Origin of the sequence: Komagataeibacter europaeus, assembly GCF_002173515.1 — a bacterium.
GTDB classification, from domain to species: Bacteria; Pseudomonadota; Alphaproteobacteria; order Acetobacterales; family Acetobacteraceae; genus Komagataeibacter; species Komagataeibacter europaeus.
Genome location: NZ_CP021467.1, coordinates 2,403,483 through 2,425,723 on the forward strand (window position 1 = coordinate 2,403,483; position 22,241 = coordinate 2,425,723).

At 62.3% G+C, this 22,241-nt stretch carries 15 protein-coding genes and 1 pseudogene; 6 read left to right on the plus strand and 10 right to left on the minus strand.

What is annotated here, in order from left to right; translation table 11 throughout:
* Window positions 1–33 precede the first annotated feature (33 nt).
* On the plus strand, window positions 34–798 hold the full coding sequence (locus S101446_RS11095; RefSeq protein ID WP_087608373.1) for an NYN domain-containing protein: 765 nt from the start codon (window positions 34–36) through the stop codon (window positions 796–798).
* A 17-nt stretch (window positions 799–815) separates the two neighbouring features.
* Here S101446_RS11095 and S101446_RS11100 read toward each other — a convergent pair whose 3' ends face one another.
* Both S101446_RS11100 and S101446_RS11105 read right to left on the minus strand, forming a co-directional pair.
* The gene (locus S101446_RS11100; protein ID WP_087608374.1) at window positions 816–2,066 is read right to left on the minus strand and encodes a M20 family metallo-hydrolase; all 1,251 of its coding nucleotides are present in this window, start codon (window positions 2,064–2,066) and stop codon (window positions 816–818) included.
* Between the two features lie 169 nt (window positions 2,067–2,235).
* Window positions 2,236–3,108: a dimethylarginine dimethylaminohydrolase family protein gene (locus tag S101446_RS11105; protein WP_010510104.1), complete on the minus strand. Its 873-nt coding sequence runs from the start codon at window positions 3,106–3,108 to the stop codon at window positions 2,236–2,238.
* 417 nt (window positions 3,109–3,525) lie between these two features.
* Between S101446_RS11105 and S101446_RS11115 the strand changes: the two genes are divergently transcribed.
* The 4 genes from S101446_RS11115 to S101446_RS11130 all read left to right on the plus strand — a co-directional run bounded on the left by S101446_RS11115 (window position 3,526) and on the right by S101446_RS11130 (window position 9,499).
* Window positions 3,526–4,506, plus strand: a complete 981-nt coding sequence (locus S101446_RS11115) for a LysR family transcriptional regulator (RefSeq protein ID WP_087608376.1) — start codon at window positions 3,526–3,528, stop codon at window positions 4,504–4,506.
* Window positions 4,507–4,571: 65 nt separating this feature from the next.
* Window positions 4,572–6,152 carry an ABC transporter substrate-binding protein/permease gene (locus S101446_RS11120; RefSeq protein WP_087608377.1) on the plus strand — a complete coding sequence of 527 codons (1,581 nt, stop codon included), beginning with the start codon at window positions 4,572–4,574 and terminating at the stop codon, window positions 6,150–6,152.
* Window positions 6,142–6,906, plus strand: a complete 765-nt coding sequence (locus tag S101446_RS11125; RefSeq protein WP_019085998.1) for an amino acid ABC transporter ATP-binding protein — start codon at window positions 6,142–6,144, stop codon at window positions 6,904–6,906. Before S101446_RS11120 ends, S101446_RS11125 begins: the two co-directional genes overlap by 11 nt.
* A 355-nt stretch (window positions 6,907–7,261) precedes the next feature.
* Window positions 7,262–9,499: a TonB-dependent receptor gene (locus S101446_RS11130; RefSeq protein WP_375138793.1), complete on the plus strand. Its 2,238-nt coding sequence runs from the start codon at window positions 7,262–7,264 to the stop codon at window positions 9,497–9,499.
* 141 nt (window positions 9,500–9,640) lie between these two features.
* On the opposite strand, the gene rfbA is transcribed toward S101446_RS11130, so the two are convergent.
* Both rfbA and rfbB read right to left on the minus strand, forming a co-directional pair.
* Window positions 9,641–10,546, minus strand: a complete 906-nt coding sequence (gene rfbA / locus S101446_RS11135; RefSeq protein ID WP_010510113.1) for a glucose-1-phosphate thymidylyltransferase RfbA — start codon at window positions 10,544–10,546, stop codon at window positions 9,641–9,643.
* On the minus strand, window positions 10,543–11,598 hold the full coding sequence (gene rfbB / locus S101446_RS11140; protein WP_087608378.1) for a dTDP-glucose 4,6-dehydratase: 1,056 nt from the start codon (window positions 11,596–11,598) through the stop codon (window positions 10,543–10,545). The genes rfbA and rfbB overlap by 4 nt, the downstream gene beginning before the upstream one ends.
* A gap of 217 nt (window positions 11,599–11,815) precedes the next feature.
* On the opposite strand from rfbB, the gene S101446_RS11145 reads away from it, so the two are divergent.
* Window positions 11,816–13,144: a L,D-transpeptidase gene (locus S101446_RS11145; protein WP_244184638.1), complete on the plus strand. Its 1,329-nt coding sequence runs from the start codon at window positions 11,816–11,818 to the stop codon at window positions 13,142–13,144.
* A gap of 148 nt (window positions 13,145–13,292) precedes the next feature.
* Here S101446_RS11145 and S101446_RS11150 read toward each other — a convergent pair whose 3' ends face one another.
* From S101446_RS11150 to hpnD, 6 genes and pseudogenes are all read right to left on the minus strand, one after another.
* A complete protein-coding gene (locus tag S101446_RS11150) occupies window positions 13,293–15,662 on the minus strand; it encodes a phosphoketolase family protein (RefSeq protein WP_010511491.1) in 2,370 nt (789 codons plus the stop codon).
* 42 nt (window positions 15,663–15,704) lie between these two features.
* Window positions 15,705–16,915, minus strand: a pseudogene (locus S101446_RS11155) (acetate/propionate family kinase).
* 312 nt (window positions 16,916–17,227) lie between these two features.
* Window positions 17,228–17,908, minus strand: a complete 681-nt coding sequence (locus tag S101446_RS11160; protein WP_087608379.1) for a phosphorylase family protein — start codon at window positions 17,906–17,908, stop codon at window positions 17,228–17,230.
* Window positions 17,909–17,928: 20 nt separating this feature from the next.
* Window positions 17,929–19,962, minus strand: a complete 2,034-nt coding sequence (gene shc / locus S101446_RS11165) for a squalene--hopene cyclase (protein ID WP_087608380.1) — start codon at window positions 19,960–19,962, stop codon at window positions 17,929–17,931.
* Between the two features lie 49 nt (window positions 19,963–20,011).
* A complete protein-coding gene (gene hpnE / locus S101446_RS11170; protein ID WP_019084963.1) occupies window positions 20,012–21,325 on the minus strand; it encodes a hydroxysqualene dehydroxylase HpnE in 1,314 nt (437 codons plus the stop codon).
* A gap of 3 nt (window positions 21,326–21,328) precedes the next feature.
* Complete coding sequence (gene hpnD / locus S101446_RS11175) at window positions 21,329–22,210, minus strand: presqualene diphosphate synthase HpnD (protein ID WP_087608381.1); 882 nt, start codon at window positions 22,208–22,210, stop codon at window positions 21,329–21,331.
* Between the last annotated feature and the right edge of the window lie 31 nt (window positions 22,211–22,241).

The following is a 22,241-nucleotide window of genomic DNA, read 5'->3' on the forward strand; positions in this document are numbered from 1 at the left end:
TGACGGCCATGGGGCACGGTATCCCAGGGGGACATGATACAGACAAATCCTGACAAGGCGCTCGCTCTACTGATTGACGGGGATAATGCATCACCCAGGGTCATCATTGGCCTACTGGAAGAAATCGCCAGTTACGGGGTTGCCAGCGTCAAGCGCATCTATGGCGACTGGACAAAGCCCAACCTGAATGGCTGGAAGGAATGCCTGCTGGAACACGCAATCCAGCCCGTGCAGCAATTTGCCTATACAACCGGGAAGAACGCCACCGATGGCGCAATGATCATCGATGCGATGGACCTGCTGTATACCGGGCGGTTCGCGGGGTTCTGCATTGTATCGAGTGACAGCGATTTCGCCCGTCTTGCCGCCCGCATCCGTGAACAGGGGGTGACGGTCTACGGGTTCGGGGAACGCAAGACACCACGCCCCTTCATTACGGCATGCGACAAATTCGTCTATTTCGATGTCCTCAGCCACCACGCCGCGCATGATGTGGAGACACACAGGCACCGGACAGACCGGACCACGTCCCGTGGCCTGCCCTTCGTCCAGCCGGTGCAGACCCTCGATGAACAGGACCTGGACAAGCTGCGCAACGCCATCAACGCGTCCTCGAACGAGGATGGATGGGCCAACCTCGCCTCGGTCGGCGCCCATCTGGCCAAGCAGGCGTCGGATTTCAATGCCCGCAATTTCGGCTATGCGCGCCTGAGCGACCTGATCACCGATTCCGGTATTGTCGATGTCGAATGGGTCGGCCACCACCCCAAGGTGGTCATGGTGCGGCTGAAGAAATAACCCCGCCGCATCTGGTCTTATGCCGCGTCAATCCGGGTATCGGCCAGCAGCACGGCATGCAGCAGGACATTGGCGCCCGCCGTCGCATCCGTCGGTTCGGCGCTTTCGGCCTCGTTATGGCTGATACCGTTCAGGCACGGGATAAACACCATGGCCGTCGGCGCCACCTGCGCCATGTAGGCGGCGTCATGCCCGGCGCCGGAGACGATATCACGCATGGGATAGCGTTCCTCCTCCGCCGCCTCACGCACGCAGGCGATGCAGGTGGGATCAAAATGCACGGCGGCTGAATTCCATACCGGCGACACGATCGCCTCAACCCCGCAATCCTCGGCCAGGGTCGCGATCCGGGCGCGGAAATCCTGCTCCATCGCCTCCAGAACCGTGTCGGACGGATTGCGCAGGTCAACGGTGAACATGACATTGCCGGGAATGACATTGCTGCTGGCGGGCTGGCAATCAACGATACCGACCGTGCCCAGGCCATCCTTATGGGACATCGCCACACCATGCACCGCATCGATCATGCGGGCGGCGGCCCACATGGCGTCGGCGCGCATGGTCATGGGGGTTGTGCCCGCGTGGGAATCACGGCCCATGACGCGCACTTCGTACCAGCGCATGCCCTGGATGCCCTGCACCACGCCGATCGTCTTTTCTTCGGCCTCCAGCACCGGCCCCTGTTCGATATGCAGTTCGAAATACGCGGCGGCGGGATGCTGGCCACAGGGCTGCGCGCCCGCCTGTCCACCCTGCGTCAGGGCATCACCCAGGGTGATGTTGTCACGATCGGGACGGCTGCGGGCATATTCTTCGGTAAAGACACCGGCAAATACGCCGGATGCCAGCATGGGAGGGGTAAAGCGCGCGCCTTCCTCATTCGTCCAGTTGACGACCTCGATCGGGTGACGGGTCTGGAGCTTGCCATTTTCCAGCGCGCGCAGCACGGCGATACCACCCAGCACGCCCAGAATACCGTCAAAACGCCCGCCTGTCGGCTGCGTGTCCAGATGGCTACCCATCATGATCGGCTTCAGGCCGGGCTGCGTGCCGGGACGACGCGCGAACTGGTTGCCCATGGAATCATGGATGACTTCACACCCCAGCGCCCGGCACGTGGCGGCAAACCATTCGCGTACCTTCAGGTCATCCGCACCAAGCGCCAGACGATGCAGCCCGCCACGCGCGGTCGCGCCAAAACGTGCCGTTTCCATCAGGTCGGACCATAGCTGCGCGCCATCGATCGAAATGCTGTTTTCCATACCCATGGGTCTGTACTCTCTGTTGAATGACGCCGGACGATGCGGATCGGCAAAGGATGCCGCAGGTCAGGATGCACGCCTCCCGCCCGGTTCCGACCGTGCGACGGGACCGGGCGGGCCATGCCGCATGGCATGCACAGACAGGGTCATGCCATGTCTGTGCTGGCGCGATGGGTCAGTCCTTCCTGAGGGACTTGCGGCGCAGCGGCATGGTCATGCAGTGGATGCTGCCGCCGCCCTGCGAGAACTGGTTGAGTTCCGGGTCCAGCACCGTCAGGCCTTCCGCGCGCAGCATCTGGTTGATGCGCGTGCAGTGATGGGGGCTGACCACGCGTTCGCGGCCCAGCGACAGGACGTTGCAGCCCATGTCCCGCATGGCTTCCTTGTAGCTGACCGGCAGCAGGCGGATGCCCTGCGCGCGGAACCAGTCCAGGTCCTCATCCGCGATCACGTCCACCGCGGCGATGGCCAGGTCTTCCGCCACCATGGTGAAGATTACGTCCAGGTGCAGGAAATGCTCGGGGAAGCGGATCATGCGGCAGGTCCAGCCGGCTTCCTCGAACCAGCTTATGAACTCGGCGGCGCCTGCTTCGTCCGTGCGGCCACCGCTGACGCCAACCGCCAGCAGGCCGGGACGGATGATGTGGATGTCACCGCCTTCGATATGGCCCTTCGTGCAGGTCTTCCAGATTTCATCCTTGCCGTAGAATTCATGGATCGGCGTGATTTCCGCCGTGCGCTCGGGACGGGCGAGGTTGGTGACGACAGTGCCGAACGGCGTGGTCTGGGAACTGTCGCGGGTGTACACCTCGTACGGCATGTCCTTGTGCGGGGTCAGGAAATGGCAGCTGACCTGTTCGCCTTCCAGCGTGGCGACAAGTTCCCTGAACTGGGCATTCAGCGCGGCGCGGTCGATTTTCGCACCGTTGGCCATGCTCTGGATGGCGATATCATTACTGGGAATCCAGGAATAATAGTCAGGGGGACATAGCAGCACATCCGCCAGATCCCCGGTTTCACTGTCAATAAACCAGCGGTTCGCGACCATTGCCTTTAATCCTTGTCACATAACTGAATACACTAGGGTATTTCCAGAAAGATAACGGTGGGTACGGACGTTCAAATATCAATGGTCCATAGTTTACTTTGTATTTTCATTAATCTTGACATATGCAACGCCCGCCCCCGTTACCATTACCATCAGGCGCGCGCGGATGTGGCAACCGCGCAGGCCGGACGTTTTTCATTTCCAGATCAACATATTACGCTTTTCCATCCGACAACCGCACATAATCATTCCACCTGCCCATCGTTGCGGTTTATGGATAAACCTGACAACGAATTGGCCATTTCCGACAATGAGAAGCGACAGATGCCTGCCTATGTTCTTATACAGGAATAATTCCGGTTGCCAGCATGGCGGCACGGCATGTTCCATGTCTGATACCTGGTGGACCGGTCCTGCATGACGCGAGAACATACATCAAGTCCGGGCAACAGCGCGCCCACGCGCCGCAAGGCGCCACACCGCAAGGCCGCCGGTTTTCACGGCCAGATCGCCGAGGTGGACCTGCGCCTGCTGCGTGTGTTCCGCACGGTGGCCGAACATGGCGGTTTCGCCGCCGCCGAAGTGGCGCTGGGCAAAAGCAAGTCTTCCATCAGCATCGACATCTCGGCGCTGGAAAACCGGCTTGGCCTGCGGCTGTGCATGCGCGGGCGCAGCGGGTTCGCGCTGACGGCGGAAGGGCGGATGGTGATGGAAGCCACCAATACCCTGTTTTCCGACATCGCGCGCTTCCAGCAGCGCATCAACGAAGCCAGCGGCACCCTATCGGGGCGGTTCTGCCTGTATGTGCCCGACAATATCCAGATCCATGGCGAAACCGCCTTGGTCCGCGCGATTGAAATCTTCACCACGCGCCACCCGGGGGTGTTCCTTGATATCCGTTCCGCGTCCTCGCGGGAGGTGGAATTCGCGGTGCTGAACGGACAGGCTTCCGCCGGGATCATGCTGAACCCGCGCCACCTGCCCAACATGCACACAACCCCCCTGTTCCGCGAGGCACTGCACCTGTTCTGCGGCATGCGCCATCCACTGTTCAACATGCCCGAGGACGCAATCACCCCCGAGGTACTGTCCCAGCATCGCATGATCGCGGTGTCGGGCGCCGCGTCGTCGCCCATGTGGGAGGGGATACGCCCCCGCCTGACCTTCGCCGCCGCCGCGGAAAACGTTGATTCGCGCGCGCTGCTGATCCTGTCGGGCAGCTATCTCGGTTTCCTGCCCGACCCCTTTGCCCAGCCCCTGCTGCGGGATGGCCTGCTGCGCCGCATCACGCTGGGGGGGCTGGAACTGGTTACGGGCTTCTACTTCATTGCCCGGCCATCACCCGAAACCGGGCTGATGGTCGATATATTCCGCCGCATTCTGGAAGAAGCCTGCTAGCGCGGGCGCCAATTCATGGTTTTCCACCCCCGACACCTGCCCCATACCCGCGTGGAGCACACCATATGACCCATTCCATGGCGCGGTTCATGCGCCGCTATTCTTCCCGCTTCCGCCCCCGTGCGCTGGCGGCGGCCCTTGCCGGGGTGCTGGCCATCGCGGGTAGCGCACAGGCCGCAGAACCCGACCTGCCCGGCTTCATCCATGACGGTACGCTGACCGTCTGTACCAACCCCACCCTGCCACCGATGACATTCGTGAATGGCACCGATGTCAACGCCGTGGACGGGATCGACATGGACATCGCCCACCGGCTGGCGGATTACTGGCATGTGCCCATGGTTGTGACGACCATGGACTTTACCGGCCTGTTCCCCAGCCTTGCGGCGCAGCGGTGCTCGATGGTGGCCAGTGGCATCATCAAGCTGCCGGAGCGCGAGAAGAATTTTGACGCCATATCCTATCAGGATACCGCCCTGGTGGTCGTGGCGCGCGCCGGCACGCCCCGCCTGTCCAGCATGGCCGACCTGTCGGGCAAGACGGTGGCCGTGCAGTCGGGCACCAGCTACAGCGCCCGTCTGGCGCAGGAAAACGAGGCACTGGCCAAAGCCGGTCGCGCGCCCATCATCATCCAGCAGTACCCGACCGAGGACCAGGTGGTGCAGCAGGTGCTGATCGGTCGCGTTTTCGCCTTCGCCAGCCAGGATGTGGAGCTGTACTACCGGCAGGAGCAACTGCACGGAAAGGTCAGCGTCATCCTGGTGCCGCCCTATCCCGAATACCGGCATTTCGCGCTGTATATCCGCAAGAACGCGCATGACCGCGAACTGCTGGAACAGGCCATCGCCACCATGGGCCAGAACGGGCAGATGGCGGCAATCCAGAAGAAATGGGCCATTTCCCCCGATGCGGCCAAGGCGCTGGCCAACACGCCCGCCCCCCCGATGTTCCGGTGGGACACGTTCTTTTCCGCGCTGACATCGGCCGCCTTCATGCGCGGCGCGTTCATCACGCTGGCGGTGGCCGTCCTGTCGCATTTTACCGCCATCATGATCTCGATCCCGATGGCGCTGGCGCTGAACGGGCGGGACTCGCTGCTCAAGATGGCGCTGAAGGGATATGTATCGGTATTCCGTGGCGCACCGACGCTGCTGCAGCTGCTGTTCATATGGAATGCGCTGCCGCAGTTCCTGCCGATCTTCCGCGAGGCATGGTTTACCCCCTTCCTGGCCACATGGCTGTCGCTGTCGATCAACGAATCCGCCTATCAGGTCGAAATCAACCGCGCGGCCCTGGGCGCGGTGGACAAGGGACAGGAACTGGCTGGAGACGCGCTGGCCATGTCCCGGCGGCAGGTGTACCGCCATGTCATCTTCCCGCAGGCGCTGCGCATTGCGCTGCCGCCGACCATCAATGAATTCATAAGCCTGCTGAAAACCACGTCGCTGGCATCCGTCATCTCGCTTCAGGAACTGCTGGCGGTGACCCAGATCCAGGTGGCGCGCACGTTCGAGTTCACGGAATATTACGCTGCAGCGCTGGTATATTACCTCGCCATGGTTTTCTTCTTCCTGTTTCTGCAGAAACGCGTTGAACGCCGTTTTGCATGGGCTGACCGTCACAAGGCGACCGCAAATGAATCCTGATCCCAAGACCATGCCGGACCCGTCGGCCATGATTTCGGTACGTAACCTGAGCAAGCTGTACAAGGATTTCATCGCACTCGACCGGATCAGCTTCGATGTGCAGCGCGGGGAAAAGATTGTCGTGCTGGGACCGTCCGGTTCGGGCAAGTCAACGCTGATCCGCTGCTTCAACCGCATCGAACCGCATGACAGCGGCATCCTGAGCATTGATGGCCGGGTCATCAATGCGCAGACCGACCTTACGCAACTGCGTGCAACAGTCGGTCTGGTGTTCCAGAACTACAATCTGTTCCCGCATCTGAGCGTACTGGACAACTGCACGCTGGCCCCCCGCCTGGTCAAGAAAACCCCGCGCGCCGATGCGGAGGAAATGGCCATGCGCTTCCTGCGGCAGGTCAATATCGCCGAGCAGGCCAACAAATACCCCATCCAGCTATCGGGTGGGCAGCAGCAGCGCGTGGCGATCGCGCGCGCATTGTGCATGCAGCCCGAGGTCATGCTGTTTGACGAACCGACCGCGGCCCTGGACCCCGAAGCGATTTCGGGCGTGGTCGGGATCATGAACGACCTTGCGCAGCAGGGCATAACCACCCTGTGCGTCACCCATGAAATGGGGTTTGCGCGGCATATCGCCGACCGCATCATCTTCATGGACAAGGGCCGTATTCTGGAAATCACGCCCCCGGCCGAATTCTTCACAAACCCCAGGACGCAGCGCGCGCGGGATTTCCTTGACCAGATGATTTCCTACTGAATGGCATGCCTGGCATATTGCAAAGTAAGATTTACAATATTTCAAACGAACCGGGACCAAAATCGTTATTAAATAGGAATAACAAAAGGCGTGGCCTCACATTCACGACATAGCCGTGGGTCATGATCCATAATAATTGTCAAGTATATATATCATGGATGGGAATAAATAAGGATATGGTGTTTCGATACATATCGAACATTTCTTTTTGTATTCACTCCCATCCCCACCGCACCCTGCGGATGCACGATACATCACCCGGACAAGACAAAGAAAAAGGAACGCTGTCATGAAATGGTGCCCTCATGCCCGTATCCTTCCCCATGCACGGCGCGGCGGGATAGCTGGTTTCCTCATGACATCCACCGCATGTGCCACCCTTGCACATGCGGCCCCCACGACAGGGGCGGGACAGCACCGGCCCACAGCCACCACGCACGCCGTTCATGCGCCGGTCCATCACGCAGCCCCGCAATTGCCGGAAACGATCCATGTCTCCCGCACGCGCCAGCAGGCCTATCACAGCCAGCCGGGCACGGTGAATGTCATAAGCGGCGCGGAACTGCGCCAGCTGCGGCTGGAAAGCCCCAAGGACATCGCAGCCTTCGTGCCCGGTGTCACGGCGGTGAACGCGACATCGGGCAGCACGCCCATTTTCTCCATCCGTGGCGTCGGGCTGGATGACTACAGCGGCACCAACATGGGCGGCATCGGCATCTACCTTGACGGTGTCTTCGCCCCCTATCCCGAATTCTATTCGGGACAGATGCTCGATGTGCAGAACATCGCCGTGGAAAAGGGGCCGCAGGGTTTCGATTACGGGCGCAGCACCACCGGCGGGTCGATGAATGTCGAATCTGTCAAGCCGGACAACAAATTTGGCGGTTATGCCGACTGGGGTTACAGCAGCTACAACACCAATACCGGAAAATTCGCGGTCAACGTGCCGATTACGGACCGGATCTTCAACCGTACCGCCTTCAGCTACACCAAGGGCGATGGATGGCAGCATGACATCCATACCAACGAACGTTATGGCGCGCAGGACATTCTGGCAGTGCGCAACCTGACCAAATTCGTCATTGATGACAAATCGTCCCTGCTGCTGAACCTGCATTATACCCGCAACCGTGGCACGCCCAGTTCGCCACAGGACACCAATGCGGACAGCATGTATGGCACGCCCACGGGTGCGATTGGCGTGGGACCGAACGCCTCTGCCAACGCGGTAAACGTGGGGAACCAGGACGTACGCCGCCAGGAAGATGGTGGGGGCGTGTCGGTTACCTATAACCGTGACTTCAGCTTTGGCCAGTTCGTCTCGACCACGGCCATTGATTTTTACCGTCGCAACATTATCGACAACTATGACGGTGAATCCCTGCATATCGGCGATAACAACTGGCAGGACCAGTCGATTGCCCAGATGCACGACATGCACCTGCGTACCAATATCGCCAAACGCCTGCACCTGACGGTGGGCGTGTATGAATCCTATGACAAGATCAAGGGCACGTACAGCGATCAGGAAGATGTCGATTTCGCCGCTGCCGGCGTAAGCCCGTTCGACGCGCCACCCGCAACCTTCGCCCAGCATTTTACCCAGCAGAATGTCTCGACCGGCGTGTACGTCAATACCGTGACAAACGTCATCAAGAACCTTGATTTCATTGCATCAGGCCGCTTTTCCTATGATGATCGCGCCTATCGGGGCGGCACGACTGACGAAACCGGCAGCCTGATCGGTGCGGGCCAGAACATTTCCTATATCAACGAAGACCACAGCTATGAACGCTATACCGGTCGCGTGGGCCTGCGCTACCGCATCCGGCCCGGCACGTTCGTGTATGGCACCATTTCCAATGGGTACAAGGCGGGATCATATTTCTCCGCCGCCTCCACGGCGCCCCAGTCGCTGGGTTATGTCCGTCCTGAAAACCTGATCGCGTATGAAGTGGGCATCAAGGCCAGCCTGCTGCACAACAGGCTGCAGCTTGAAGGCGCGCTGTTCGATTATGAATACCATAACCGGCAGACGCTGGTGCTGGCACAGATGCCCAAAACCACTGCCCTGACCCTTGGCAGCATCCCGCGCGCGCGCACCCGTGGCGGCGAGATTTCGGGCACGTGGCACAACGCCATTCCCAACCTGGACCTGCGCGGATCATTTGCCTATCTGGATGCCAAGATCATCGACTCCGTGGACAATGTACGCGGCCTGTCGCTTTACCAGAGCATTCCTTCGGGTTCGGCGCTGCCCTTCTCGCCGCGTTTTTCATGGGATGCGGTTGCACGCTACAACATCAACATGGACCGCTACCGCATGACGCTTCAGGCCAGCTACAGCTGGAAGGACAACATGCTGGTGGCCCTGTCCGATCCGAACGCCAAGATCAGCAAGATCAGTTCACTTGGCCTGCGCATGACCTTTGGCCCCAAGACGGAAAAGTGGTCGGCTTCGGTCTATGTTGAAAACCTGACCAACAACCATGGCGACACCTATTCCTTTACTGGCAACGACAACAGCCGTGCGCAGTACATCCAGACGCCACGCTGGGTCGGGTGTGAACTGCATTACAAGTTCGGAAAATAATGCCATCCAGTGGCATGGGATAATGGTCCGGCGTCAGGCCATTATCCCGCAATCCGTTCATCAGGATGCATCTGTCGATCAGAAAGTAATAGAAATCTCCCGGTGTCGCCTTTTTTGAAAAAAGCTTCACCAGAAACTTCTTCATTTTACGGCTTGCGCGGATGCCCGTCCGGCAATAGCCATAAGGGTACGCCCCAGTTCGGTCTTTATCATGCGCCGGGCCAGGGCGCGTAGCTGGGTTACGTCAATATACCCCATGCGAAAGGCCGCCTCCTCGGGGGAACCAACCAGCATCCCCTGCCGCGACTGCACCGTCTGCACGAACGAGGACGCCAGCATCAGGCTATCGGGCAGGCCGGCATCCAGCCATGCGCACCCACGCCCGAGGCGTTCGACACTCAGGCTGCCTTCCTCGAGGTAAATCCGGTTGAGATCGGTGATTTCCAGTTCTCCCCGTGGCGAAGGGCGCAGCCCGGCCGCCAGTTCCCCCACGCGCCCGTCATAGAAATACAGCCCCGTCACCGCCCAGTTTGATGGTGCGTGTTCAGGCTTTTCCAGAATATCCAGCGCCTTCCCGTCTGCATCGAACGTCACCACGCCATAGCGTTCGGGATCACGCACCTGATAGGCGAAGATCGTGGCCCCATGTGCCCGCCGTGCCGCGACCCGCAGCATGGCGGGCAGATGATCGGCAAAGAGCAGGTTATCGCCCAGTATCAGCGCGCATGGCGCACCCGCCAGCCAGTCACCCGCAATCCGGAATGCCTGTGCGATCCCCTCGGGCGCGGGCTGGATACGGTAGGTAAAGGACACGCCCAGCAGTGACCCGTCCCCCAGCAGGCGCTGGAACTGGGGCATATCCTGCGGTGTTGCAATGATCATGATGTCACGGATACCCGCCATCATCAGTGTCGAGATCGGGTAATAGATCATCGGTTTGTCATAGACTGGCAACAGCTGTTTGCTGGCCGCCAGCGTCATGGGGTACAGCCGTGTGCCGGACCCGCCCGCCAGCACGATCCCCTTCAGTCCCGGCGCGCCGGTCATGCCACCTGCCCCAGCCGTTGCCCGCCATAGCGTTGTTTCCGTATGGCCTGCCACCATTGTGCATGGTCAAGGTACCAGCGAACGGTCAGGTCCATGCCCGTTTCAAAATCATGCCGTGCCTTCCACCCCAGTGCCTGTTCGGCATGGGAAGGGTCGATTTCATAACGGAAATCATGGCCCGGCCTGTCGGCCACATGCCGGATCAGCCGTGCATGCGGCCCCGCAGGATCGGGACGCAGCCGGTCGAGGGTACGGCAGATGGCATGGACCACTTCAAGGTTGGTGCGCGGCTGCCGGGCGCCAATGGCGTATGTCTCGCCCGGCTGGCCCTGTTCCACCGCGCGGACCAGGGCCTCGGCATGGTCGCTGACAAACAGCCAGTCGCGGATATTCTCACCCGTACCATAAACTGGCAGTTCGCGTCCCTCGATCGCATTGATGATCATGAGCGGCACCAGCTTTTCGGGAAAATGCCAGATTCCATAGTTGTTGGTCGTATTCGTAACAAAGGTCGGCAGGCCATAGGTATGCCACCAGGCCCGCACCAGATGGTCGGATGCGGCCTTGCTGGCGGAATAGGGGCTGCGCGGGTCGTAGGGCGTGGCCTCGGTAAAGGGGGACTCATGCGGGCCAAGCGCGCCAAAGACCTCATCGGTCGAGATATGATGGAAGCGGAAGGCCGCGCGCCGTGTCGCGGGCAGGGCCTGCCAGTACGCGCGCGCGGCCTCCAGCATGGCAAATGTGCCGGTCACGTTGGTCTGCACAAAGGCACCGGCATTGTCGATGGACCGGTCCACGTGACTTTCCGCCGCCAGGTGCATCACCGCATCGGGGCGGAAGGCCGCGAACACGGCCCCCAGGCGCGCAGTCTCGCAGATATTGACCTGGCTGAACGCATAGCGGTCGCTGGCTGCCGCGACACCCACCGCATGCGGACTGGCCGCATAGGTCAGGCAGTCAAGATTCAGGATCTCGTGGCGGGTCCGTGCGATCAGGTGGCGTATGACCGCCGATCCGATAAAGCCACATCCGCCGGTTACCAGAATGCGCATGATAATCCGTTACGTCAAAAAGGGTAGCAGACAGGAAAAATGTTAATATCCGGCCAACATTACCTGCCTGCCCGCCCCTTTTGCCGCCCCATCGGGATTCCGGTATGATGCGCGGGAAGGATATGCCGTGGATGAACTGCCGCTACCCAGCGCAGGCATGTCCAAATGCGATATACAGGCCGGGCCTGTATTTTTTCGACCAAGGTATGCCGCCTGCATGATGCTTCCCATACGCCTGATCTGGTTACGCGCCCTGCCCCTGGTCACCGTGTTCATGACAGATGCCGCCGCACAGGCCCATGCCGCCCCCCTGCCCGATGCCGCGGTCATGCTGCAGCACGACATGCAGCAGGAACTGGGGGCGCAATCCGCCCTGACGCGCCCGAAACAGACCGAACGCGCCATGGCGCTGGCAGATGGCATGCTGGACCATGCCAACGCATGGCCACAGGATGAGCAGGTCATGCTGGTCGTGGACCGCGCGCCCAGGGTCCAGTTGATGTGGATCGTGCTGGCCACCCCTGCCGCGCACCGGCTGACGCCACTGGGCATGGTGCCCGTCAGCACGGGCCTGCCGGGACGCAAGGAACATTTCCGCACGCCTGCGGGCATATTCATCAATGACGGGCAGATTTACGGCTACCGCGCCCAGGGCACGAAAAACGAACATGGTATCCGTGGCAACGGCGAAAAAGGCATGCGGGTATGGGATTTCGGCTGGCAGACGACCGAGGACTGGCGACGCAAGGATGCTGTGGCCGTGGTACGGCTGGAAATGCACGCAACCGATCCCACGTTCCTTGAACCCCGGCTGGGACGGGCTGATTCCGAAGGCTGCATCCGCATTCCCGCACGCATCAACAGCTTCATTGACCGTCATGGCCTGCTGGACCGGCAGCTTGACCTGATCGTCCAGCAGGATGATCCGCAGAAGGCACGCGCCGTACGCGCGCTGCTGGGGCGCAACCACATTCCCACCCCGCTGGAAGGGGACCGGGTGATCGTGGTGGATTCATCCAACCCCGCAACCCGGCTGTCCGATCCGGCGATGGCACAGAAAATGCAGGACAGCTTCGCGCAGTTCCTTGCCGCGACCGCTCCACAGCCCGCAGGTCCGGCGCAGGCACCCGACCCATCCGCGTCAACCGCGATTGCCACGACAACGTCCGCGCAGCAGACAGGCCCTGCTCCTGCTCCTGCTCCTGCTCCTGCTCCTGCTCCTGCTCCTGCTCCTGCTCCTGCTCCTGCTCCTGCTCCTGCTCCTGCTCCTGCTCCTGCTCCTGCTCCTGCTCCTGCTCCTGCTCCTGCTCCTGCTCCTGCTCCTGCTCCTGCTCCTGCTCCTGCTCCTGCTCCTGCTCCTGCTCCTGCTCCTGCTCCTGCTCCTGCTCCTGCTCCTGCTCCTGCTCCTGCTCCTGCTCCTGCTCCTGCCTCCCTGCTCCTGCTCCTGCTCCTGCTCCTGCTCCTGCTCCTGCTCCTGCTCCTGCTCCTGCTCCTGAGGACTGGCCCAACTGATCAGGCCTGCGCAAATAAAAATACCCATTCCTGAAATTTTTTATTTGTGAATATTTCCATTTCCGCGGTCACATCCTGAATCCCATCCATATGCAACAGGGCAACCCGACCCGATATGGACATAAAAAAAGGGGGAAGCATAACCGCTCCCCCCTTTTCATGACCCCTTGGGTTCCGACGCCTTATGACCAGCGCCAGTTCTCGATTTCGGGCATATCCTTGCCATACTGGGCCACATAGCGCGTGTGTTCGACCAGTTTGTCAGCAATGGCCTGATTGGCGTAAGCCGCCTTGTTCGCCAGTCCCGGCACGCGACGGATGACATTCTGCACCAGGTGGAAGCGGTCAAGGTGGTTGCGCACCGTCATGTCGAACGGCGTTGTGGTGGATCCTTCCTCACGATAACCATGCACATGGAAGTTGCGGCAGTTGGTCCGCTTGTAGATCAGCTTGTGAATCAGCGCGGGATAGCCATGGAACGCGAAGATCACCGGCTTGTCCGTGGTAAACAGGCTGTCGAATACATAATCCTCCAGACCGTCCGGATGCTGGGACTTCGATTCAAGGGTCAGCAGGTCAACCACGTTGATCACGCGGATCTTCAGGTCCGGCAGGTGTTTGTTCAGCAACTGCACCGCCGCCAGTGTTTCCATGGTCGGCACGTCACCGGCGCAGGCCATGACCACGTCGGGTTCACCACCCTTGTCATTGCTGGCCCATTCCCAGATCCCGATGCCCTTGGCGCAATGCGCGATGGCGGAATCCATGTCCAGCCACTGCGGTTCAGGCTGCTTGCCCGCCACGATCACGTTCACGCGGTCACGGCTTTCAAGGCAGGTCTTCGCCGTGCACAGCAGGGTATTCGCATCGGGCGGCAGGTACACCCGCACCGTCTTGGCCTTCTTGTTCAGCACATGATCGATAAAGCCGGGATCCTGATGGCTGAACCCGTTATGGTCCTGGCGCCATACATGCGATGTCAGCAGGTAGTTCAGCGATGCGATCGGCGCGCGCCACGATACCTCATCCGCCTGCTTGATCCACTTGGCGTGCTGGTTGACCATCGAATCCACGATGTGGATGAACGCCTCGTAGCACGACATGAAACCATGGCGGCCCGTCAGCAGGTAGCCTTCCAGCCAGCCCTGGCAGGTGTGCTCGCTCAGGATTTCCATCACATGGCCATTGACCGCCAGATGGTCATCATAATCGAACGTCTCGGCGTTCCATGCGCGATTGGTTACATCCAGCACCGCGTTCAGGCGGTTGGAATTGTTCTCGTCCGGGGCCAGCACGCGGAAATTGCGTGACGACAGGTTTTCCTTCATCACGTCGCGCAGCCACGACCCCAGCACACGCGTGGCCTCACCAAGTTCATGCCCCGGGGATGAGACGGCCACGGCATATTCCGTCACATCCGGCAGGCGCAGGTCACGGCGCAGCAGGCCACCATTGGCGTGTGGGTTGGCGCTCATCCGGCGGTCGCCCTTGGGCGCCAGCGCCGCGATTTCCGGCATCAGGGTGCCGTTTTCGTCAAACAGTTCCTCAGGCTTATAGCTGTGCAGCCACGTATCGAGCAGCTTGAGGTGTTCGGGCTTGGTCAGGTCGGTAATGGGCACCTGATGGGCGCGCCAGTACCCTTCCGTACGCAGGCCATCGACCGTCTTGGGACAGGTCCAGCCCTTGGGCGTGCGCATGATGATCATCGGCCACATGGGACGCGTGGTGTCATTGTCCTCGCGCGCGGCCTTCTGGATCTTCGAGATCGCGGCAAAGGCCGTATCCATTGCCACGGCCATTTTCTGGTGCATGGTGTCCGGGTCGTCCCCTTCCACCACGATCGGGTCGTAGCCGTAGCCACGGAACAGGCTCAGCAGTTCCTCGGGCGAAATACGGGCAAGGATGGTCGGGTTCGCGATCTTGTAGCCGTTCAGGTGCAGGATCGGCAGGACCGCACCATCGGTTTTCGGATCAAGGAACTTGTTGCTGTGCCACGATGTTGCCAGCGGGCCGGTTTCCGACTCGCCATCGCCCACCACGCAGGCCACGATCAGGTCAGGGTTGTCGAACACCGCGCCATAGGAATGCGACAGCGAATAACCCAGTTCGCCGCCTTCATTGATGGAGCCCGGCGTGGTCGGCGCCGCGTGGCTGGGAATGCCACCAGGGAAGGAGAACTGCTTGACCAGCCGGGCCAGACCGTCCGCGTCCTGCGTCACGGCGGGGAAATATTCGCTGTACGTGCCTTCCAGATAGGTGCTGGCAACAACGCCCGGCGCCCCGTGGCCCGGCCCCGCGACGAACAGGATGCTGCGATCCTGTTCACGGATGATCCGGTTGAGGTGCAGGTACAGGAAGTTCAGCCCCGGCGTGGTGCCCCAGTGGCCCAGCAGGCGCGGCTTGGTGTGTTCCAGCTTCAGCGGCTCACGCAGCAACGGATTGGCCAGCAGATAGATCTGGGCAATCGACAGGTAGTTTGCTGCATGCCACCACTTGTTGAACAGCGCGACATCCGCTGCGGACAGCGGCGTTGCGGATGCAGTTTCACTCATTTCCGTTCCTTCCGAGACATTCTATCCCTGTCCGGCCTGCATTCAGGACAGACACATCAGCACATGCCGACGGATTGTCGTTTCCTCATCGGTGGGGATGACCCGCACCTCCACGGCACTATCCGGCATGCTTATGATTTCGCTGTGCGCGGCATTCGCCCGCGCATCAAGGCGGATACCCGCCCATTCCAGCCGCTTGCAGATCGCGGCGCGGATCACGGCGTCATGTTCCCCGATCCCCGCGGTAAACACCAGCCCGTCCAGCCCCTGCAGGGCCGCCATCATGCCCCCGCCTGCTGGGCGAAGCGATAGACGAACAGGTCAAGCGCCTGCGTCACCTCCGGGCTGATCCCGGCCCGGGCGTGCAGGTCGCGCATGTCGGCCGAAACCCCCGACACCCCCAGCAGGCCGGAGCGGTGGTAGAGGATATTTTCGATCTCCGCCGCCCCCAGCCCTTCTTCCTTGAGCATGTACAGGATCACGCCAGGGTCCAGGTGCCCGCACCGCGTCCCCATCACCAGCCCATCCAGCACTGAAAAGCCCATGGTGGTGTCGATGCTGCGGCCAGCCTGCAGGGCGCACAGGCTGCCCCCGCTGCCGATATGGGCGACAATGGTGCGCCCCTGCCCCAGATGCGGCGCGCGCGCGCGCAGGACGGAGGCAATGTATTCATACGACAGCCCGTGGAACCCATACCGGCGCACGCCACGGGAGGCATAATCACGCGGCAGGGCCTGCGCCTGCGCAACCGGCGGCATGGTATGGTGGAAGCCGGTATCGAAGCATGCGACCTGCGGCAGGTCCGGATGCTGGGCCAGCAATGCGCGGATGGGGGCAAGGCTGCCGGGCTGGTGCAGGGGGGCAAAGGGGGTCAGGGCCGCAAGGCGGGTCAGCACATCAGGCGTCACCCGCACGGGAGCGATGAATTCCGGCCCGCCATGCACCACACGGTGGCCAACCGCCATAAGGTCAACGCCCCCCAGCTGTTTGCCAACCCATTCCATAAGGGTCGCCATGGGACCGTGATGCGCCGCATCCCCGGCGCCCTCGGCCACGGGAGTCCATTTTTCATCAACCAGCACCTGCCCCGACGCGTCATGGGCAACGAAATGGGGATGGATGCCGATTCCCTCCAGTTCCCCCGATGCAATGCGGTGACTGGGGGAAGCAGCCGTTTCCCCCGGTTCAATGGCAAACAGGGCGAACTTCAGGCTGGATGATCCTGCGTTCAGTGCCAGCACAGCGCGTGTCATGCCTGTTTCCCCCTGTAATTTTTACAACCGGCAGTATGTCACGCCGATCTGCCATACCTGACATTGATGCGAATCAATTGGTTGCATCACAGATAGCATCAGGAAAGCGCAATCACAGGCAACGCCCTGCATGCCATGTTCCTGCCAGACAGGACCCTATCGCGGCACTGTCCCAAAAGTTAATTCTGAATCAATCAGTTATGATCAATATTCCGCGCCCCGCACCATGCCGGGCGGGGCCGATCGTCACGTCAACGCATATCACATCCGCGTATGGTCCGGGTGCCACCCGCAGGTCGGTGCGCGGTCCCGTCAGGAAAAGCGCCGTTCCAGCGCGGCCTTTGCCGCCATACGGGCCTGCCCCGCATCACGCCCCACCCGGATCAGCGCCGGAATCTGGAACGGGTTGCACAGGATGCTGCGCGCAAGGGCCCCCACCGCCAGACTGCCATCGGGCCGCAGCGCCACGACCGCGGCAGGCGGCAGGGTCCGGTCCGCCGGGTCGCACACAACGCGCATGACCGCAAAGGGCACCTGACGGACCGCGGCCATTTCCGCCACCACGCCACTTTCCATATCCAGCGCCACGCAGCTGGTCTGGCGGAACAGCGCCATCTTGCGCGCAGCCGCGGTGACGATCACGTCACTATGCAGCAGGTCGCCATCAATGACATCCGCCCGGTCGGCGCCCAGCCAGTCCAGCAGGGCGGGGGCCGCGGCCAGACGTTCCCCATTGACCACGACATGACGCGGCACGACGACCGCCCCGGGCTGCAGCGCCGGGTCCAGCCCCGCCGCCAGCCCAAAGGACAGCAGCGCATCCACCCCGCTTTCCAGCAGGTCGAGCACCGCCTGCCGCGCGCCGGACAGGGTCGCCCCACTCAGCCCGAAACGGGCCGTCGGCAGGAAGGGACGGATCAGGGCGGCTTCCGCCTCCATCCCCACCACGATACCCAGTCGGGAAAACGGGGTGGCAGATACACTGTTGGACATTGTAAGCATTCCCCCCGTTATCAGAAGCCGTAGCCAACACGGCCGGTATTGCCGATCTGCATGTTCCGGTACCGCGACAGGGCCAGCAGCGGGAAGAACTGACGGTAGCCATGGTACCGCAGGTAAAACACCCTGGGGAAGCCTACGGCGTTATACGGTTCTTCCTTCCATTCGCCATTTTTCCCCTGCGTGCGGCCCAGCCAGGCAATGCCACGCGCCACGGCGGGATCATCACGCAGGCCAGCCGCCATCAGGCCCAGAACGGCCCATGCGGTCTGTGATGGCAGGCTCTGTTTATAATCGCCATGCAGCCCGCCTTCATAACTTTCACAGCCCTCGCCCCAGCCGCCATCGGCGCGCTGGTGGTGGCGCAGCCAGTCAACCGCGCGGATGATCATGGGATCGTCATGCGGCATCCCGGCGGCATTGAGCGCGCACAGAACGGACCACGTGCCATAGATGTAGTTGGTACCCCAGCGCCCGAACCACGATCCGTCCGTTTCCTGCTCCCTGCGCAGATAGGCGATACCGCGTTCGATCGTGGCATGGTCCTCGACCTGACGCAGCTGCGCGAGGAAGGAAATGCAGCGCGCCGTCACATCCGCCGTTGGCGGGTCGAGCAGTGCGCCATGGTCGGCAAAGGGAATATGGTTGAGCACGTCGCGGCTGTTATCAACATCGAACGCGCCCCAGCCGCCATTGCTGCCCTGCATGCCGATGATCCATTCCCGCGCGCGGGCAATCGCATCCGCATTGGCCGGGTCGCCATCGCGATGCAGCAGCATGCCGACAACGGCGGTGTCATCCACATCGGGGTAATAGTCATTGGCGTACTGGAACGCCCACCCGCCGGGGCGGACATCGGGGCGGTTGACGGCCCAGTCGCCCCTGACGTTCAGGATCTGGCGTTCACGCAGCCACCTGCCTGCGGCCGCCAGTTTCTGCTTCGTCTCCTCCGGCGCGATGCCGTCGGGACCGGATGCGGCCTCGATCATGGCATGACCGGCAAGGCCGGTATCCCACACGGGAGAGACGCAGGGCTGGCAGTAGGTTTCCTTGCCCTGATTGACCAGCAGGCGCCTTACTGCCTCCCACGCGGCCTTTGCACGGGGGTCTTCGTCCGATATCCCCAGCGCGCGGAACATCATGACCGTGTTGGCCATGGCGGGATAGATGGCCCCCAGACCGTCCAGCCCGTTCAGGCGCGGTTCAATGAAATCGACCGCCGCCTTTATGGCCCGGCGGCGGGTCTTTTCGGGGATCAGGCGTTCAGCGGGCCGCAGCATCGCATCCGCATACCGGAACACATGCCCCCAGACGGAGCGGTATGGCCCGCGAATCCAGTCCCGTACCTTTCCGGGCGATGTCACGAACAGTTCGTGCACATGCACCCGGCGCGGATTGACCGCGGCGGGACGGAGTGCTGCCAGCACCAGCAGTGGCGCGATCACCGTGCGCGACCAGTACGACATGTTCCATACCGAGAACAGCGCCCTGCGCGGCAGCAGCATGATCTCGACCGGCATGACAGGGGCGGCTTCCCACGGCACATCACCAAACAGGGCAAGCTGGATGCGGGTGAACACATTGGTCCGTTCCGCCCCGCCATGGTCCAGGATGGCATGGCGTGCGCGCACCATGTGCGGCGCATGCACGCTGTCGCCAATCGCCTTGAGGGCAAAATACGCCTTGACCGAAGCCGACAGGTCGAACGTGCCGTCCTGATACAGCGGCCAGCCGCCATGGTCCCCCTGGATACGGCGCAGGTATATGCCGATCCGCTGTTCCAGATCCGGGTCAATGCGGTTCAGGTAGTGTTCCAGCAGCACGTATTCCGCCGGGATGGTGGCATCGGCTTCAAGATCAAAGACCCAGTGCCCGTCATCCGCCTGCCGCCCGCCCAGTGCCGCATGCGCACGGGTCACGGCCTGATCCAGTTCGGCCTGATCCAGCGGGGCGTCCAGCGCCGCCTTCGGCGTGGCAGCCTTGCGGGTGGAGGGGGCCGTCCTGCGGGGACGGGTAACGGTCGCGGTCTCGGTTCTCTTTGCCATCATTCCATATTCCCCGTGTGGTCACGGGGGCCTGTTGCAGATCCGTACATCATCATTTCGGTCGGCCGGGCATACCCCGGCGGGCATGGACAGCCTGTGCCGCGGCATGGCCTGACCTGATCGCGCCCTCGATTGTGGCGGGCAGTCCCGTGGCCGTCCAGTCCCCGGCCAGCAGCAGGTTGGGCGCCATGGTCCGCATGCCGGGCCGCAGGCGGTCCTGCTGCACGGTTGCGGCAAAGGTCGCGCGTTTTTCACGCACGATACGCAGCGGCGGCATGGCGACCGGCAGGGGGACCGTCGCGGCCGGGTCGATCGCGGCGCGGACTTCGTTCCAGATGATGGCCGCCAGTTCATCAAGGTCGCGCGTGGCGTAGCGGTTGGCGGCGCTGACCGTGACCGACAGGATCCTGTCCTTGACGAACACCCATTCACTGATACCGCCCACGACCCCGATGAAACGGGCCTGCGCCAGCCCGCCGGTCAGCACCGGGGCCTGAGGCAGCAGGAAATGCGCGTTCAGGATCGACTCGAACTGATCCGGCGCGCTGAACCCCGGCAGGTCGGCCGCAAGCAGGCTGGTCGCCACGGGTGCGGGCACCGCCATGATCACCGTATCCTCCGGCCCCAGCGCAATCCGCTCATCCCCCAGATGCAGGGCCGCGACGCTGCCATCAGCCATCTCGACCGCGCTGACCCGGCTACCGGTCCGCACGTCGGCCTTCAGCACCGACAGGTGGGCAAGGGCCGGGTCCACGAAGCTTTCGGACAGGCCTTCCGCCGGGAAGCGGGGCAGGCAGTTACGCCCGCCACGCGCAAGGCTTTCCTTCACCACCGCACCCAGCAGGGCGGCGCTGCCGGTATCGGGCATGGTGTTGAGGACGGATATGGCAAAGGGTTCAAGCAGGCGGCGCGCAAGGCTGCCGGGCTGCAGGCAGTCGGACACCACCATGTCCGGCGTCGCCTCCATCAGCGCCAGCAGGCCGCGCAGTTCCGCCAGCCGCATGCCCGGCACGCGCCTGCGCTTCGACAGCACCCATAGCGGCACCCGCCCGCGTGACAGGTCCAGCGTCCAGCGCAGCCGGTCGGCAAGGTCCACGAACGGGAAAACCGGCCGCTTCGGCCCCACCAGCGTATCCTGCGCCCCGATCAGGCCAAGGTAGCGGTACACCGCCGGGTTGCCCGACAGCAGCAGGTGGTTGCCATTGTCAATCCGGCAGCCAAGCTGCCGATCAAGATAGGACCGTGCCCGGCCACCACAGGCGGGACCGGCTTCGTACACGCTGACACGCTCGCTGCCGCCCGCCAGTTCAACCGCCGCCGACAGACCGGCCAGCCCGCCACCAACAATATGGACATGCCCCGACATGGATCAGGCCACCAGCGCGCGCAGCGCGACCAGCACCTTGCGCGGGCGGGAAAGGGAGACACGTTTGTCCGGCGTGCCCCATCCCTGCCGTTCCTGCGCGGCCAGGATGGCGGCATAGGTCGCGCCCATGACGCGCGCAGGCCGCATGGCCGTGCGGTCGCACAGCCGCATGGCGCGCGAAGCCGCCCGGAAATGGTCATGCGCCCGGCCTGCAAGGATGCGCCCCACCTGTTCCAGCCGGGGCGCGCGCACCACGGCGTCGGGTTCGGGCGGAATGCCAAAGCGTTCCAGCAGTTCACGCGGCAGGTACAGTCGGCCCAGACGCGCATCCTCCGCCACGTCACGCAGGATGTTGGTGATCTGCAGCGCACGCCCCAGATGATAGGCGACCTGATCCGCATGGGCCGAAGAATCACCGAACACCCTTACCGACAGCCGCCCCACGGCGGAGGCCACGCGGTCGCAATACAGGTCGAATGTCGCCTCGTCCGGTGCGACGATGGGACCACGGGCGTCCATTTCCATCCCGTCGATCACGTCGTTGAAGTCCTGCTGGCGCAGGTCGAAACGACGGATGGTCGCCAGCAGCACGCGGTCGATGCCATCACGCGCCTCACCCGCATACAGCCGGACGATCCGCGCGCGCCATTCTTCCAGCCTGCGGCACTTGTCATCCGGCTCGCCCTCGTCATCGGCCACGTCATCGACAAGGCGGCAGAAGGCATAGACCGCATACATGCCATACCGCCGGTCGGGCGGCAGGATACGCATTCCCTTGCCAAAGGAGGTGCCAGACCGCACCACGATCTGCTCCACCTCGGCCAGATCGGCGGGATCGCAGCCCAGTACCGGGGCCTCATCATGCCGCGCGCGCAAAAAACCCATTCCCGCGTGTTCCGTTCACTTTACGAATTTC

What these genes read in the sequence shown, in the direction of transcription:
- S101446_RS11095 (WP_087608373.1), top strand. Translation starts at nt 34, where the DNA reads ATGATACAGACAAATCCTGACAAGGCGCTCGCTCTACTGATTGACGGG.
- S101446_RS11100 (WP_087608374.1), bottom strand. Translation starts at nt 2,066, where the DNA reads ATGGGTATGGAAAACAGCATTTCGATCGATGGCGCGCAGCTATGGTCC.
- S101446_RS11105 (WP_010510104.1), bottom strand. Translation starts at nt 3,108, where the DNA reads ATGGTCGCGAACCGCTGGTTTATTGACAGTGAAACCGGGGATCTGGCG.
- S101446_RS11115 (WP_087608376.1), top strand. Translation starts at nt 3,526, where the DNA reads ATGACGCGAGAACATACATCAAGTCCGGGCAACAGCGCGCCCACGCGC.
- S101446_RS11120 (WP_087608377.1), top strand. Translation starts at nt 4,572, where the DNA reads ATGACCCATTCCATGGCGCGGTTCATGCGCCGCTATTCTTCCCGCTTC.
- S101446_RS11125 (WP_019085998.1), top strand. Translation starts at nt 6,142, where the DNA reads ATGAATCCTGATCCCAAGACCATGCCGGACCCGTCGGCCATGATTTCG.
- S101446_RS11130 (WP_375138793.1), top strand. Translation starts at nt 7,262, where the DNA reads ATGACATCCACCGCATGTGCCACCCTTGCACATGCGGCCCCCACGACA.
- rfbA (WP_010510113.1), bottom strand. Translation starts at nt 10,546, where the DNA reads ATGACCGGCGCGCCGGGACTGAAGGGGATCGTGCTGGCGGGCGGGTCC.
- rfbB (WP_087608378.1), bottom strand. Translation starts at nt 11,598, where the DNA reads ATGCGCATTCTGGTAACCGGCGGATGTGGCTTTATCGGATCGGCGGTC.
- S101446_RS11145 (WP_244184638.1), top strand. Translation starts at nt 11,816, where the DNA reads ATGATGCTTCCCATACGCCTGATCTGGTTACGCGCCCTGCCCCTGGTC.
- S101446_RS11150 (WP_010511491.1), bottom strand. Translation starts at nt 15,662, where the DNA reads ATGAGTGAAACTGCATCCGCAACGCCGCTGTCCGCAGCGGATGTCGCG.
- S101446_RS11160 (WP_087608379.1), bottom strand. Translation starts at nt 17,908, where the DNA reads ATGTCCAACAGTGTATCTGCCACCCCGTTTTCCCGACTGGGTATCGTG.
- shc (WP_087608380.1), bottom strand. Translation starts at nt 19,962, where the DNA reads ATGATGGCAAAGAGAACCGAGACCGCGACCGTTACCCGTCCCCGCAGG.
- hpnE (WP_019084963.1), bottom strand. Translation starts at nt 21,325, where the DNA reads ATGTCGGGGCATGTCCATATTGTTGGTGGCGGGCTGGCCGGTCTGTCG.
- hpnD (WP_087608381.1), bottom strand. Translation starts at nt 22,210, where the DNA reads ATGGGTTTTTTGCGCGCGCGGCATGATGAGGCCCCGGTACTGGGCTGC.